Genomic DNA, 14,184 nt, shown 5'->3' with positions numbered 1-14,184 from the left:
TAACAATTGTGCCTAATCCTTTTAAAATAAACTAGATTGATCTATCTGAGTAAGCAAAATGTCCACAGGAATCGCTATCTTAGGGGTAGGACGTTGGGGAGTGCATTACGTCCGTCATTTTTCTCAACATCCCTCAGCACAAGTAGTGGCGATCGTTGATCCCTCCCCCGAAAAACTCCGTCTCTGTCGCGATCAATTTAATCTCGATACTAATAAGGTTATTTTAGCCAATGACTGGGAATCTATTCGCAATCATCCCGAAATCTCGGCCGTAGTCGTCGTTACTCCCGCCATCAGCCATTATCCCCTGATTAAAGATGCTCTTAATTTAGGTTATCACGTTCTGGCCGAAAAACCCTTAACCCTCAATTCCCAAGAATGTGCCGAATTAACGGCATTAGCGGTGCAAAAACAGCGTATTTTATTAGTTGATCATACCTATCTTTTTCATCCGGCCGTTATCACCGGACAAAAAGTCCTGCAATCTGGGGGTATCGGTAAACCTCTTTATGGTTATGCCACTCGCACCCACCTGGGGCCGGTTCGTCAGGATGTGTCCGCTTTGTGGGATCTAGCTATTCACGATATCTCGATTTTTAATCATTGGTTAAATAGTACACCTGTATTAGTACAAGCGCGAGGAACAGTTTGGCTACAATCTAATCTAGCCGATTTAGTCTGGTTAACCCTGATCTATGGCGATGGTTTTCAAGCGACTATTCACCTTTGTTGGTTGAATCCCGATAAACAGCGACGCTTAGGAATAGTTGGCAGCGAAGGGACTTTAATTTTCAATGAATTAGACTCTCGATCGCCTTTAACCCGACAAAAGGGCGATTTTGAACGTCAGGAAGCCTATTTTATTCCCCAAGGACAGGAGACGGAATCTATCCCTATTGCCGATGGTGAACCCCTGAAAGCATTGTGCGAACATTTTTTAGAGTCGGTGGCTACGGGTGTCGATTCTCCTGTATCTTCGGGATCGGTAGGGACGGAATTAGTCAAAATCCTCCAGGCAGCAGAATTATCTCTAGCCAGAGGTGGAGAGATTGTGCGCTTAGAATAGGGAAACATGGGATCGATAAGCTGTTGACTATCTAAATTACTCGTTAAGACTGCACCGGGGTTGAGAGCAGGGAAACGAGCGATCGCTGTCCGGTTAGTCGATGTGTTCGGCGATGCCAGTGCCACAGTTGAGGTGAGGTGAGAGCATTTCTCAGAAAGATGACGTATCACTGGACTTCCCCCGTATAAACATACTAGCTATGGCTAAAAGTCTTATAGAGCCTGAGTTAAAGCCATATAATACTAATGGACTACTGGACACAAACTCCTGAAGTCCTTACGCTGATAGGGTTTGAGGCAAAAATTTTCAAATTTGACCTTTCGACCATTATAGCTTGTTTCGGGGCAGAAAACCATCAAAAACATGGCTACAGAGGGAATCGCTGACTCTAGAGATTAATGACACCATCTGTTACAATGAGGTTAGCGATCACTATACAGCCAACTCTAGGTCATCGCTCTACTCCAGATACAGTCAACGGTACAGCCATTTTCAAGCGAAAAATGTACCCAGTAGCGGCTTGTCAATTTTTTCTGAGAAGCTCCATGCAGTAAGGGTTTTGTTGATTTTTTAGTATTTCTGTATGGGGGAAGTCCAGGTATCAACTGATTTACTGTTGACGAGAAGTTTGTGCGGCTTTAGATTTATTAGGAGTTTCTCTGATTTGTACCCAGTAACGGGGCGGCGGAAATTCTGTTAATCTTTCCCAAAGCACAGGTTATGGCTTTTTGTCAACGGGGAAGTCCAGGTATATCTCTGGGTGAACGCCTGTTCTCGTCAGCTTGTCTGTAAAGTTTTATGTGCGGATTCAACATTTCCGATCATATTCCTTTATTGTTCCTACATAAGTCAAACAAATTAGCTCGTCCTAGCTCAGGCAACAGCCGTGGCTCCGGACTCTTGTTTCCCAGTGGCCAAGGTCACTTGTGGCTCAGATTTTACGCGAATATACTAAGACCAGTCCCTTTGTCTTAATCAGCGTATTAAAAAGCCATGTTCAAACCCTCGGTCAGCTAATAAAGTCACGGTACAGTTATCCAGCAGAACTGCCGCCACAGTTTCCAAAACAGGACGGTATTGCTTAAAGCCAACCATCGCACTCCCATGTTCTCAAATTTTACTGAAAAAATATGAGGCAATTAAAATCATTGTTTAAATATGTCAACCCCGTTATCTGGGTTGATTGGACGATGGGTTCATCTCGGCCTTTTTCAAATAGCTCAGGCACAGGAACAGTAAGTTACGTACACTCATTTCAATCTGTATTACCTATCTCTGTAACCCCACCAGATTCGACCTTCCCGTTTGGAAACCCCGTTGAGGGATTATTTGTTAGCCAATCGGGAGATGCTTCGATCACTTTCACTTTTAGTGGGGTTTCGCCTGACAGCGGCACCATTTTTACGTTAGGAAATTTAAGAGCTACGAATGAATTCGTAATCAGTGCCTTCGACAGTTCAAACAACCCGATTCCTCTGACTTTTTGGACGGTACTTGGGGAATTTAGAATATATTCAGGTGATACCGGTCCGAACTTGTGGAATCCAAGTAATGGCTTAATGGTTGGAAACGGAAACATCCAGAACCAAGAGAATAGTAAAAATCTCTTCTTTGGCGGCTTAACTACGAACATCGCACAGATCCATGTGGATTACAGGAACGTTGATAATGGTTTTGAGTTCTTACACTTTGGTATAGCACAGACAGTACAAGTGCCAGAACCCTCTGCTCTCTTGCTAGTATGCTTTGGAGTAGCAGCAATTCTCATTTCAAAAAGTAACAAGTGATACAAACAGAAATAAAGCTTTAAGGGGATGACTGGGTGAAAAATACAGAAAAAGCCGTCATTAATGTGGGAAGAAAAGTTATTGGAGTTTTTGGAGCGATGTAATGCCCGTTGATACAGTAGAGTATAGCCCTTTAAAACTAAGAGCAAAACGTGACGGGAAAGCTAACCTAGATTTCGCTTGCCCTTGTTCTATTGATCGCATCCCCTAGCGATTTTTTCCCAGTCGAACCGGCGATCGATCTTGCCACGAATGCAGCCGTTAGGGATTCGGACAGCGATCGCTGTCTGCTTAGTCGATGTGTTGGGCAATGATGCCAGTGCTACAGTTGAGGTGAGGTAAAATCTCCGACGTTTCCCAGAAAGATGAAGTATAACCTGATTTGCTATTGACGAGGAGTTTGTACGGCGTTGGATTTATTAGGGGTTTCCTTAATTTGTACCCAGTAAGGGGGGATCGGAAATTCTCTTAATCCCTCCTACAGCACAGGTTATGGCTTTTTGTCAATGGGAAAGCCAGATATTATGAAAAATTTTCCGAGTTTTTTCGGCTATTTATGGATGTCTGAATGATGCCCATCTGAAACATAAAAAAGAACTTGATTCCCTGCTCACCTTCTGATTTCACAAGTTTAATAAATCTCAGATTATGACCATCTAAAGTATATCTCAGGATCGGTTACTTAATTTTATCAGAATTAGAATTCGATGAAGGAGGTACAGAATTCCTAACGAGCAGGGTTGAGATGTAAACATCCTCTACCTCCCGGAACCTCCTTTTTCTAAAAGTTTGTCCCACAATGATCGTGATGACAAGGGATGTGAATATCCAGCTTGGTTCTTCTTTGATAGCCAGTGTAGATAGTATAAGATTAAATAATGAAGCAAGAAACAGAGACGCTAACATTCGCACCTGAGCTTCCCTGTACTGTGCTTCTTCCCACAAAACAGGCTGACGAATCTTGAGAAGGCGCTTACAGATTTCAAAAGGTTGATAAGAAGCTAGTTTCTCTATCTTAACATTGTCTGATTCTTCCTGAATTTGCAACTCTGAGGTTACAATTTTTTTGATACTTGAATAGAGAAATTTTTGTTCTTTTTCGTAATAATCCTTAAAGGGAAAAAATTCTAGAATTCTAGGTTTATTTTCTCGATTATCTATTTTTTTCTGAATTTCTTGATGAATTTTTTGGATTTTGCATGGACATTTAAATAAATAGACAAATAAGACCTTAATTATCATTATAATGATAATTATGAAACTAGGAACTCGAATAGAAATCCATTCTGCTGGATATGTAGATAAAGCCATGTTGAAATAGCCGATAAGAATTGATAATAAGGCTAGACCAACATAAAAGGGTGCGCCGTATTCATGCCCTGATAATTCTTTGGGAAGAGTTGCAATAAAAAAAGCAACTTTAAGAGGATCGGTAGGTTTTATATTCCATTGAGGAGAAACCATCTCTCGGAGAGTAAAAAATAAGACAGTCCACACCATTCCAGGAAGGAAAACCCCAAGGAAATCGATAATCGTGAGTCTTATTGGTGTAAAAGTAGGTGACATTAGCCCAAAATTCCTAACTTATATTGCTGAGTTGCATAATACTAAATCTGCTTTTAATAGTATAACTAACTCTCAATCGAACTTTAAAAAACCCGCTCCCCCCTCCCCTATACCTTCTAAACAGGATTTAGTATAATTGGACTTACTCGTACAAATATACTGGCAATGACTAAAAGTCTTACAGAGCCTGACTTAAGTTCTTAGGCAGATAGGGTTTGAGGCAAAAATTTTCCATCTGACCTATAGCTCGTTTTGTGGCGGAAAACTGGCAAAAACAAGAGAGGAAATCGCTTACTCTAGAGATTAATGACACTATCTGTTGCAATTAGGTTAGCGATCGCTACACAGCCAACTCTAGGTCATCGCTCTACTCCAGATACAGTCAACGGTACAGCCATTTTCAACGGGAAAATGTCCCCAGTGGTGGCTTGTCAACTTTTTCTGAGAAGCCCCATGCAGTAAGGGTTTTGTTGATTTTTTAGTATTTATGTATGGGGGAAGTCCAGATGTCACCCCCAACTCTGCTGGCCTCACCAATGAAAATATGGCGCATTACATTTGATTAGCGTACCCTACACTCGTCAGCGTACTTCTACGCAGTGCCTTCGACATCACACATGGTGCGTTCCCCAAAAATCTATTAGTGGAGCAGTAGGAGCCACATTAGGGAACGCACCCTACCAGCTGAATTCCCCCGCCATTTTGGTCTATTTTCCAGCATCAGTGGCTTTTTGTTGGTCGGGTGCAAGATTTGTTAGACCTCAAATTCGATTACAGTAGCAATGGCGGCTACAATTTCCAGCATTGTAATTTCAGAAACGCCTCCTAATTTACGAATAAACCTTTGTAAATCCACCCCTCTTAGTTGAAGGGTATCAATTGCCGAATCTTTATTCAATCCATTGATACTGTTAGGTTCAATTTTAACGGGCCAGAAATTTGCGGAAAAATATGTTTTCCAGTCTGTAATAGGAGCAATAAGCTTGATAGGAAGCTTTCCTACTGCATCCGAACTGATGACGACAGCAGGACGCACTTTTTTGATTTCTGCACCCACAGTAGGATCGAAGTTGACTAACCAAATTTCTCCACGTTTTGGCAGCTCAGGGTTAATAGTCAATGATGTCACCTGCCATTAACTGCTGCCATTCAGAATCTTGTTGATAGTGAGAGAGCATTATATCGGCTTGACTTTTGAGAATATTCCTCCGTTCAGTCATTGGTAACTTCAGAAAAGCAAGACGCTGTTTTAAGGATGGAGATATATCTTCGGTGGTAGAAGAATCAGAACTAACTTCTTCAAGCAAAATAACTACCTCAACAGTTTGTCCTACAGTCAGATCTGGAGATTCAATTTCAATTCTATTTCCCGGTAGGACTTTTGCTGTCGTGTACAAAGTTGATTTAACCATTTTAAGCCTTCTCTTTAAGTATTGTTGTTAATGTAGCTTATTAAGATCGGCGACCGCACTTTAACCCACAACTTCAATCAATGTACATGGTGCGTTCCCCAAAATCGATCGCTGGAGCAGTAGGACTTGCATTAGGGAGCGCACCCTACAAGATTGCGATCTCGCGTAGCGAGCGCGTTGCGACCGCTACATTTTGGATCGTAGCGGAAAAATGTCAGGTACAACGATTTGTTATACATTATCTTTCTTTGTCAGTTAAATCAATATATTCAGTTTGTATTCGTTTATTCTTGATTATTATTCTAAAATACGGACATTTCCCATTTACTGATAAATCTTTATCATCATTCCCTTTCCTGAATTTAATTATTTCAAATTGGTCGGAATTAAATTTATGTAAAAATGTTATTGGCACTCCCATATATCCCTTATAGTCTATTGGTATGTCTTGTGTTTTATTAATATTAATTCCATCATAATTGTCATATTTTGGATATTGAACTTCGTTGCCAAAATATTTTTTTGTAAGTTCTATATCTTCGTGCCGCTTAAAATTATCTAAATTAGTAAGCCATAAACAATTGTTTGGTGAGATTATTCTATTACCAGAGTTATCTATTCGAGTTTCTGTTCCATATAGTTCATAGTGTTCAGGTACAATAAAACCTGAAATACCTCTACCAAGATTTATTCCTAACCACGCCTTGTTTTCTTTAATAAGTTTGAAAATTTCTTTATAGGTTATTGCATTAATATTTCCAATTATCAAAAACTTTTTATCGTATTTAACCAATTGAGCTACATACTCTCTGAATAATGAAAATGGGGGATTGGTAACAACAATATCGGACTGCTTTAATAGTTCAATGCTTTCCGAACTACGAAAATCACCATCTCCATTAAAGTAAACTAGGTCAGTTGACGTTGGTTTGTTTTTTTCGCCTTCTGTACCTGTATATTCAAAGAAAAAACCTTTTTCATCTTCTTCTGTATTAAATAAATTTTTTACTTGCTCTCTATAACAAGATGTTATTATTTTTTTAAGACCTAATTCATTGAAATTTGAGGTAAAATAATTAAAAAAGTTACTAATTCGGTGGTCATCGCAATTGCAATAAACTACTTGATTTTCAAAATGACTTTTATAATGCTGTAATTCGCTTTCTATATCTGAAAGCTGTGTATAAAACTCGTCACTTTTTGATTTTTTAGCTTTTTGTAATAATTCGTTTGTTGCATTTCTTGCCATTTTTAACCTATATTGAGGAAACTCCTTTTCAAGCTGTTCAATTACAAAAAGTGAAATTTTTCCAACAGTTATGTCGTGTGATTTTGCTTCATCTCCAAATATACCAACCACACCTTTAGACTCTTTATGTTGATTCGTTAATCTTTTTGATTGATTCTTTTTAGTCATATTGTGCCTTTTCTTTACTTAAATCTGCCACTTTCTGTTACAGATAATGTATGTATAACTAAAAATTATACGGAAACTTTATATATATAGTCATTTCAATTAAGATTGAGAATATCAATCCCAGATTTCATAAGGGTTTTGTCGGTCTAGACTGTATCAGACTTATCTGAAATGACTATAACACTCTCCAGAGTAACGATATGGGTCAACTTTCGCTATTCTATTTAGGCGCAATCGCCAGAACTTTTCCCTATATCACGCCCAAAAGCGTGTTAGCCAGATTAGCCCACATCGCACTTTAACCCACAGCTTCAATCAATGTGCATGGTGCGTTCCCCAAAAATCTATTAGTGGAGTAGTAGGACTTACATTAGGGAACGCACCCTACGGCGATAGGGATTTGCTGAAACCGAGCTCAATACATATTGCTTTCTCTATTTCTTCCCAATAAACGTCTTCTAAAACACCCTGTTTATTCTTAATTCTTTGAGAATCTACAGCCCTCATTTGACTTAAGTTGATGTGTCGATCTCCGTCTAGTCCATTCTGCACTGTCGGGGTAATATTGACAACAAAAGGATAAGTCCTTTTCCCGGGCAACAATGGAGCAACTACTGTCGTTGTTCCATTTTGATTGCCAATATCGTTTTGTAAAATCAGGCAAGGACGTTCTTTATCGGTTTCATAACCAACAACGGGTTTCAGATCGATCCACCAGATCTCTCCTCGCTTATAGGTTAGTCTTCCATTAGGCATTTAGACCGTCGCCCACTGCAATATCCCAGACAGAGATTTCTGCTTGTATCTCTGGATCATTGGCCTGATCTTTATAAGCGTCTTCTAGCTCTTTCATAAAAACCCTTCTTTTCTCTTGCCAGAGAACATCATTTATAAAGCTGCTACGATTGCTTGCTAGTTGATCTACAAAGTCCAAAACTTCGTCATCTAAGGTTATGCTAACTTTCTTACTCATTGCCATAAACTGTTTACGACAGCTTGGTAGGATTAGACCATCATACTAACTAATCCTACATTAATTGTCAATGCCTGCCTCTGATCTGTAAGTAGATTGAATGCCTAACGACATCTAGGAGTGCTATCCAGTGTCTTCGCTATCGCACTTAAACCCACAGCTTCAATCAATGTGCATGGTGCGTTCCCCAAAATCGATCGCTGGAGCAGTAGGAACCACCTTAGGGAACGCACCCTACAAGATTGCGATCTCACTATAGAGGGTTGGCATAAATCTAAAGGCGATTGCACTGTTGGTTTGAAACCTAACGTCAACGCTCAGCCGCCGCCGTAGCGGTCGGCTGGAGCGTTTGGTTAGCCCCCTCATTCTCACTTCACAGTCAGCCAGAGCAGCGAACTGCAAAACGCCAAACCCAGATAGAGCAGCGATACCGATTTAAACAACATCGTGCCTGGAAGCGTGTTTTTGAAATCTTTGGTCTTCCTTCGCATCAGTAGCAGCGGGAACTGCAAGGCAGACCCGTTCTCGGCTGCTGTTCTGAACATCGGCGAGTTTACGTAGTCTGAAATCTCCCGCATGCGACTAATGAGACTCCTCTGAATTCTGCGAAAGGAACCATCCACAATCCAAAACACCAAAGGCAGGATGGCTGTCCACCAGATGAGTGAGTGCAAATTTGGGTCCTTGAGGGACAAGCCAATGCTAGCTGTCCATGTCACGACAGCCCAGTTCTTAACCGACTTGGTGATCTCATCGTGTTGACGGATCGCCTCACCGACATGGTTCAGTTCAGCGTTAAGCATCTCCAATTGGATATCAATCAGTCGTTTCGGATCCGCCATTGTTCTACCTCGGACGCGGCTAACCACATATTATAGGTCAACTTTCTGTATAACACTCTCCAGAGTAACGGTATGAGTCAACTTTCGGCATATCACTCTATTTAGGCGCAATCGCCAGAACTTTTCCCTATATCACGCCCAAAAGCGTGTTTAGCCAGATTAGCATATTGCCAAAAACCTTGTTTAACTAAATTCCTGACAACTAGGCTAATTCTAGCGACGATTATTCGATCTGACCGCACCCCTTGACAAAAATTTATAATTATTCGATTCGTTCAATTGTCGGGGGACTCTGTAAAGATTTTTTACTGGGAAATCCACACCCACCAACAAACTTTTTGATGCAAACCCTAATTCAACCTTTGGTCCTGTACTTTTAGCAGCACAGGAGCAAAGTTGAAAATAAAAATTAATAACTGTCCTCATCGGTGATAACTTCCACGGGAATCACTTCTTCTAACACTTTTTCCTGCATTTCTTGGCGACGAATCGGTATTTTGGTTTTTTCCAATTCCGGTAAAGCGACCAATTCCCGTTGTTTTTCCCGGACAGTATTGGGTAACAACATCGGTAGAGGTTCGGGGGTTTCTAACCAGTAGCTGGCCACCGGTAGGGTATGTTCTAAATCTTCCAATAAACGGGGAATAATCATCACCGCGTGCAGTTCACCGATTTTCTCCGCTTCCCGCATTCCCGCATCAATGGCCACGGCCACATTAGCGACGGAACCCCGGATAATGGCCGTACACAAACCATCCCCAATTGTTTCGTAGGAAGCTAACTGCACATCGGCCGATTTTAACATGGCATCGGCTGCCCCCACCATAGCAGGAAAACCGCGGGTTTCCAAGAGACCGATCGACATATTGCTCAGTTTGCTGAACCCCCGTTGACTTTGGGCAATTTCGGCTAAACGGCTACCAATTGGGAAAATTACCTCTAAATTGGGCATCGGTCGGGGAATAACGGATTTAGATACCAATTGTCCGAACTGTGCGGCGGTTTTTGCCCCTTCTTCCACTGCTAACCGCACATCGGCAATATTACCACGCACGATCGCCGTACAGTGACCACCGCCAATTTTTTCGTAACCCACGAGGGTAACTTCTGCTGATTTTAGCATCATATCCGCCGTCCCGACGATCGCCGGAAAGCTGAGGGTAGAGACCAAACCCAAGGCGCTATCTTTGGGGTGACGCTTGGTTTTCATCGTCCTTTGACTGGGGTTAGTTGTGGACGAGGGGGGAGTGCTTCCATTAACTCTTAATCTAGACATTGAAGATAAACTTGCCCTAACAGGTACGAAGGGGGTGATTGTCAGCTATCCTGTTACTATCTAGTCTATCCTGTTAACCTTAATTGCTATTGAAGATTTTTGAGGGATTAGATAAATTTTAGTTATTGTAGCTTGATCAAGTTGTCTTTGACATCCTCGCCGCCGTAAAACGGACGGCGATTCCCAAACCTCACGATTTGGGTTTCTGCTTCTGTCCCGAAGGATTTTTCGCACCTGCCGCCCCAGTTTTACTCTGTTCTGGTCTTATGGTCGCTCTACAGACTGACACCGCAAGCCCTGCGGCCAAAATATTTTTACTTGCGTTAACATCTCGGTCATGGTGCGTCCCACAGTCTGGACAATCCCATTCTCGAATATTTAACGGCATTTTCTCAGCAATATACCCGCAATTACTACACCGCTTAGAACTAGGAAACCATCTATCTATTTCGAGGTAATTTCTCCCATACCAACGGCATTTATAAGCTAATTGTCGGGTAATTTCTCCCCAACTAACGTCAGATATTGCCTGAGATAATTTCGGGTTTTTGACCAGATTCTTGACGGCTAAATTCTCAACTACAATCGTTTGGTTTTCACGAACTAATTGAGTGGTTAGCTTGTGTAAATGGTCTTTTCTACTATCAGTAATTTGGGCGTGAATTTTGGCTACTTTGATTCTCGCTTTTTCTCGATTCTTTGACCCTTTCTGTTTTCGAGAAAGGCTTTTCGATGCTCTTCGCAGTCTCTGATAATGCTTTTTAAAATGCTTAGGATTAGACACTTTGTCACCATCGCTGGTAATTACTAGGCTACTAATTCCTAAGTCAATTCCGATGGCTTTATCTGTTACTGGTAATGGCTTAATTGTTGGGTCATCAAATCTAATTGAGATATGCCAGCGTCCTGAGGGATGTAATCTGACTGTTACTGTGCTTGGTTCACAAGCTTCTGGGATTTGTCTTGACCATCGAATAGGTAAAGGTTCTGTGCATTTAGCTAAATAGATTTGTCTGTCTTTAAATTTAAAAGCTGACTTAGTAAATTCGGCACTTCCTCCTTGATGTTTTTTCTTAAAGTTAGGATACTTAGTACGACCAGCAAAGAAGTTAGTGAAAGCTGTTTGTAGGTGTCTTAACCCTTGTTGCAAAGGTACACAGCTTACTTCGTTGAGAAAGTCTAATTCTTCTTGCTTTTTCCACTCGGTTAGCATTGAAGAGGTTTCAGTATATCCTACTCTTTCTTGCTTTTCGTACCATGCTTGTGTTCTGAGATGGAGAGCTTTATTGTAAACCAATCTTACACAGCCCAAAGTGCGCCGCAATAGCGACTCTTGTTCGGGTGTGGGGTAAAATCGAAACGAATAGGCTTTTTCCATGCCTCACATTTTAGCATATATTTCGTAAATGTGCTAATATTTAACGGTAAAGCCGTCGTAGAACGACGGGGTTTCAGACCCAAATTTTCGATGACAGAACAGCCTCGCAGTACAGATGATCGAATCAGCGAAACGGAAGCGACCGAATTAATGCGATCGCTGCTTCATAAGGAAGGAAATTGGGTGAATTGGGGGCAAAAATGTCAAAAACTGCAAAAAGCTGGCTACGATTCCCAGTTAATCTTTGAACAAACCGGGTTTCAAAATGCCCAACAAAATTTAATTATTGTCGCTGCCCAAGTTTTTGAGAGTTTAATCAAAGCGGGAGCAGCTGAAGATTTGTTAAGTTACTACATCGGGCCGCGCAGTGATGTGCTATACGAATTGCGAATTCTCAACCAAGAACAAAGATTGGGGGCAGCGAAATTAGCGGCAGAAAAAAGGATTGAGGTGGCTGAAGCACACGATATCGCCAAAGCTATCCAAGATTTTTCCCGTTTATCCCAGATTCCCAGTGAATTTACCCGTCATCCTGGAGATGCGATCGCTTACCAGTGTTGGAAACGGGGTAAACAAAAGCGAGATTTAGCCGAAAGAGCGAAATTAATCGCTAAAGGTTTGAAATTTGCCCATTCTGACTCGGCCAGACAGGCGATCGAGTCTTTACTACAAGATTTTACCGTTACTCCCACCCGTAGCGCTCCCCTGCTACCCGTCCATCGTTTACAGGATGAGGACGAATTAGCCAGAATTATTCCTTTAGTAGGAAGATTTCCGGTGACGGTAACTGATATAAAACACACAGAAAGTTTGAGCGTCGAGGAACCTTTTCGACTGGTAACGGTGGGGGATAAACAAACAATTGTGCCTCTCCCCGGTTGGCAAGCAATTCTCAAAGCGATCGATCCTATAGCTATTTTATGGCCTAGCGATCAATTACCTCGATCGATTGCCACCAGATCCGAGGAAGTGTTATTAGTGATCGATCGAGTTTTTGCCGAATGGGACGTGAACAATTATTATCTAGTAGAGAGAGATAATTCCGTCTTTTTACAATGGTTTGATAGTCCCCCCAATGTCACCATCTTAGGTCAATTAGTCTTGATTTTAAGGGCTAAAAATATCCTTGATGAAAAAAACATCACCGAACCCTGGCAAATGGATGACTAAATCAGTGATCAGTTATCAGTAAACAGTGATCAGGTTTAAGTTATTAGTTATGAGGGGGAATAAGACAATAGATAAACTGATCACTGAATCCAATAAAACTGGTCATTGCTAACTTGTAGCTGACGGCATAACTTAAGAAACTAAGAGACATTTTTCAAGGAAAAAGCCAAAAGGGAAACCCTACTTTCAAGAAAACACTGGAACAGACAACAGGCAAATGTTGACTGATAACTGATAACTGATAACTGATAACTGATATATGCGTGCAGTAATTTGTGGATATTATGGGAGAGGAAACGGAGGAGATGAGGCATTATTAGTGTCTCTATTGCAGATGTTGCCCTCAGAAATTAAACCTATTGTTTTGTCAAATAATCCCAGAGAAACCAGTCAACGTTATGGAGTAGAAACCTGTCCTAGTCGGGATTGGTGGCAAGTTTTTAAAACTCTTAAAAAAGCCGATATATTTATCTGGGGTGGCGGCAGTTTAATGCAGGATGTCACCAGTTTTGCCAGTCCAATTTATTACGGTGGTTTAATGGCTCTTGCTCAATTATTGGGCTTAAAAACTATGGCTTGGGGCCAGGGAATTGGACCATTAAATAGACCTTTTACTCGTTGGTTAACCAAAAAAGTCTTAAAACAATGTAGTTTAGTTACTGTGCGCGATGATGTATCGGCTCATTTAGTCGCTGATTGGGGTATTAGTCCCATTGTTGCCCCCGATCCAGTATGGGCTTTAGACGCTCAATCCGTCAAGGGATTATCGGATTTACCTGCCCCAAGAATCGCCGTCAATTTACGTCCCCATCCCCTATTAACCCCAGCAAAATTAGATAAATTAACCCAAGCTTTAATTCATTTGCAAACCAGTACGGGGGCGTTTATTCTCTTAGTCCCTTTTCAAAAGTTGCGGGATTTGCCCCTCTGTGAAGCTGTAGCCCGTCAATTAAGAGAAAATTATCAAATCATTAGCTTAGAGGATCCAAGACAGTTAAAAGGCTTATTTCGCGGGGTAGAAATGGTGATCGGAATGCGCTTTCATAGTTTAATTATGGCCGCGGCAGAAGATTGTCGTTGTTTTGCCCTTAGTTATGATCCGAAAGTCTCGCGGTTAATTGCCGAAGTCCCGATGCAGGGTTGGGAATTAGATCAGTTACCAGAGGCAGTTAATGATATTAGTAATGCTTGGATTGATTTTTATGCCAATGGAGAAGGATTAACCAGCGATCGCAAACATTTTTTAATCGATCGAGCTTTAATTCATCGAGAAATTTTGTTTAGATTGGTGAGCTAA

14 protein-coding genes and 1 pseudogene are annotated in these 14,184 nt (G+C 41.3%); 6 read left to right on the top strand and 9 right to left on the bottom strand.

Annotation, left to right across the window (positions count from 1 at the left end; all coding sequences use genetic code 11):
- Positions 1 to 58 precede the first annotated feature (58 nt).
- The 3 genes and pseudogenes from GQR42_RS09340 to GQR42_RS29910 all read left to right on the top strand — a co-directional run.
- The gene (locus tag GQR42_RS09340; protein ID WP_158199760.1) at positions 59 to 1,066 is read left to right on the top strand and encodes a Gfo/Idh/MocA family protein; all 1,008 of its coding nucleotides are present in this window, start codon (positions 59 to 61) and stop codon (positions 1,064 to 1,066) included.
- A gap of 1,130 nt (positions 1,067 to 2,196) precedes the next feature.
- Positions 2,197 to 2,853: a choice-of-anchor K domain-containing protein gene (locus tag GQR42_RS09335; RefSeq protein ID WP_158199759.1), complete on the top strand. Its 657-nt coding sequence runs from the start codon at positions 2,197 to 2,199 to the stop codon at positions 2,851 to 2,853.
- A gap of 478 nt (positions 2,854 to 3,331) precedes the next feature.
- Positions 3,332 to 3,474: pseudogene (locus tag GQR42_RS29910) on the top strand (IS630 family transposase); the annotation flags it as partial.
- 57 nt (positions 3,475 to 3,531) lie between these two features.
- On the opposite strand, the gene GQR42_RS09330 reads toward GQR42_RS29910, so the two are convergent.
- Complete coding sequence (locus GQR42_RS09330; RefSeq protein ID WP_158199758.1) at positions 3,532 to 4,419, bottom strand: hypothetical protein; 888 nt, start codon at positions 4,417 to 4,419, stop codon at positions 3,532 to 3,534.
- 306 nt (positions 4,420 to 4,725) lie between these two features.
- Here GQR42_RS09330 and GQR42_RS09325 point away from each other — a divergent pair, with 306 nt between their 5' ends.
- Complete coding sequence (locus GQR42_RS09325; RefSeq protein WP_158199757.1) at positions 4,726 to 4,881, top strand: hypothetical protein; 156 nt, start codon at positions 4,726 to 4,728, stop codon at positions 4,879 to 4,881.
- Positions 4,882 to 5,173: 292 nt separating this feature from the next.
- On the opposite strand, the gene GQR42_RS09320 is transcribed toward GQR42_RS09325, so the two are convergent.
- The 8 genes from GQR42_RS09320 to GQR42_RS09285 all read right to left on the bottom strand — a co-directional run bounded on the left by GQR42_RS09320 (position 5,174) and on the right by GQR42_RS09285 (position 11,717).
- Positions 5,174 to 5,548: a type II toxin-antitoxin system PemK/MazF family toxin gene (locus GQR42_RS09320; protein ID WP_199273298.1), complete on the bottom strand. Its 375-nt coding sequence runs from the start codon at positions 5,546 to 5,548 to the stop codon at positions 5,174 to 5,176.
- Positions 5,529 to 5,831 (bottom strand): hypothetical protein, encoded by a 303-nt coding sequence (locus GQR42_RS09315; protein WP_158199755.1) that lies wholly within the window; start codon positions 5,829 to 5,831, stop codon positions 5,529 to 5,531. Before GQR42_RS09315 ends, GQR42_RS09320 begins: the two co-directional genes overlap by 20 nt.
- Positions 5,832 to 6,069: 238 nt before the next feature.
- A complete protein-coding gene (locus GQR42_RS09310; RefSeq protein ID WP_158199754.1) occupies positions 6,070 to 7,248 on the bottom strand; it encodes an adenine-specific methyltransferase EcoRI family protein in 1,179 nt (392 codons plus the stop codon).
- Positions 7,249 to 7,632: 384 nt separating this feature from the next.
- Positions 7,633 to 8,004, bottom strand: coding sequence for a type II toxin-antitoxin system PemK/MazF family toxin (locus tag GQR42_RS09305; protein WP_158199753.1), 372 nt, complete (start codon positions 8,002 to 8,004; stop codon positions 7,633 to 7,635).
- On the bottom strand, positions 7,997 to 8,221 hold the full coding sequence (mazE, locus tag GQR42_RS09300; RefSeq protein ID WP_158202433.1) for a type II toxin-antitoxin system MazE family antitoxin: 225 nt from the start codon (positions 8,219 to 8,221) through the stop codon (positions 7,997 to 7,999). The genes GQR42_RS09305 and mazE overlap by 8 nt, the downstream gene beginning before the upstream one ends.
- Positions 8,222 to 8,589: 368 nt before the next feature.
- Positions 8,590 to 9,063, bottom strand: coding sequence for a hypothetical protein (locus GQR42_RS09295; protein WP_158199752.1), 474 nt, complete (start codon positions 9,061 to 9,063; stop codon positions 8,590 to 8,592).
- A gap of 409 nt (positions 9,064 to 9,472) precedes the next feature.
- Complete coding sequence (locus GQR42_RS09290; protein ID WP_002775137.1) at positions 9,473 to 10,273, bottom strand: carbon dioxide-concentrating mechanism protein; 801 nt, start codon at positions 10,271 to 10,273, stop codon at positions 9,473 to 9,475.
- 256 nt (positions 10,274 to 10,529) lie between these two features.
- Positions 10,530 to 11,717 (bottom strand): RNA-guided endonuclease InsQ/TnpB family protein, encoded by a 1,188-nt coding sequence (locus tag GQR42_RS09285; RefSeq protein WP_158199751.1) that lies wholly within the window; start codon positions 11,715 to 11,717, stop codon positions 10,530 to 10,532.
- 90 nt (positions 11,718 to 11,807) lie between these two features.
- Here GQR42_RS09285 and GQR42_RS09280 point away from each other — a divergent pair, with 90 nt between their 5' ends.
- Positions 11,808 to 12,887, top strand: coding sequence for a RuBisCO accumulation factor 1 (locus GQR42_RS09280; RefSeq protein ID WP_158199750.1), 1,080 nt, complete (start codon positions 11,808 to 11,810; stop codon positions 12,885 to 12,887).
- A 259-nt stretch (positions 12,888 to 13,146) separates the two neighbouring features.
- The gene (gene csaB / locus GQR42_RS09275; protein WP_158199749.1) at positions 13,147 to 14,184 is read left to right on the top strand and encodes a polysaccharide pyruvyl transferase CsaB; all 1,038 of its coding nucleotides are present in this window, start codon (positions 13,147 to 13,149) and stop codon (positions 14,182 to 14,184) included.

The sequence above is a fragment of the Microcystis aeruginosa FD4 genome, from assembly GCF_009792235.1.
Classification (GTDB): Bacteria; Cyanobacteriota; Cyanobacteriia; order Cyanobacteriales; family Microcystaceae; genus Microcystis; species Microcystis viridis.
The sequence above is the reverse complement of the archived record's forward strand: the minus strand, read 5'-3'. Positions and strand labels throughout refer to the sequence as shown.

Excerpts from the sequence above, each read along its gene's own strand:
- GQR42_RS09295 (WP_158199752.1), bottom strand. The coding sequence starts at position 9,063 with ATGGCGGATCCGAAACGACTGATTGATATCCAATTGGAGATGCTTAAC.
- GQR42_RS09330 (WP_158199758.1), bottom strand. The coding sequence starts at position 4,419 with ATGTCACCTACTTTTACACCAATAAGACTCACGATTATCGATTTCCTT.
- GQR42_RS09335 (WP_158199759.1), top strand. The coding sequence starts at position 2,197 with ATGAGGCAATTAAAATCATTGTTTAAATATGTCAACCCCGTTATCTGG.
- GQR42_RS09325 (WP_158199757.1), top strand. The coding sequence starts at position 4,726 with ATGACACTATCTGTTGCAATTAGGTTAGCGATCGCTACACAGCCAACT.
- GQR42_RS09285 (WP_158199751.1), bottom strand. The coding sequence starts at position 11,717 with ATGGAAAAAGCCTATTCGTTTCGATTTTACCCCACACCCGAACAAGAG.
- GQR42_RS09315 (WP_158199755.1), bottom strand. The coding sequence starts at position 5,831 with ATGGTTAAATCAACTTTGTACACGACAGCAAAAGTCCTACCGGGAAAT.
- GQR42_RS09310 (WP_158199754.1), bottom strand. The coding sequence starts at position 7,248 with ATGACTAAAAAGAATCAATCAAAAAGATTAACGAATCAACATAAAGAG.
- GQR42_RS09340 (WP_158199760.1), top strand. The coding sequence starts at position 59 with ATGTCCACAGGAATCGCTATCTTAGGGGTAGGACGTTGGGGAGTGCAT.
- GQR42_RS09290 (WP_002775137.1), bottom strand. The coding sequence starts at position 10,273 with ATGAAAACCAAGCGTCACCCCAAAGATAGCGCCTTGGGTTTGGTCTCT.
- GQR42_RS09280 (WP_158199750.1), top strand. The coding sequence starts at position 11,808 with ATGACAGAACAGCCTCGCAGTACAGATGATCGAATCAGCGAAACGGAA.
- mazE (WP_158202433.1), bottom strand. The coding sequence starts at position 8,221 with ATGAGTAAGAAAGTTAGCATAACCTTAGATGACGAAGTTTTGGACTTT.
- csaB (WP_158199749.1), top strand. The coding sequence starts at position 13,147 with ATGCGTGCAGTAATTTGTGGATATTATGGGAGAGGAAACGGAGGAGAT.
- GQR42_RS09305 (WP_158199753.1), bottom strand. The coding sequence starts at position 8,004 with ATGCCTAATGGAAGACTAACCTATAAGCGAGGAGAGATCTGGTGGATC.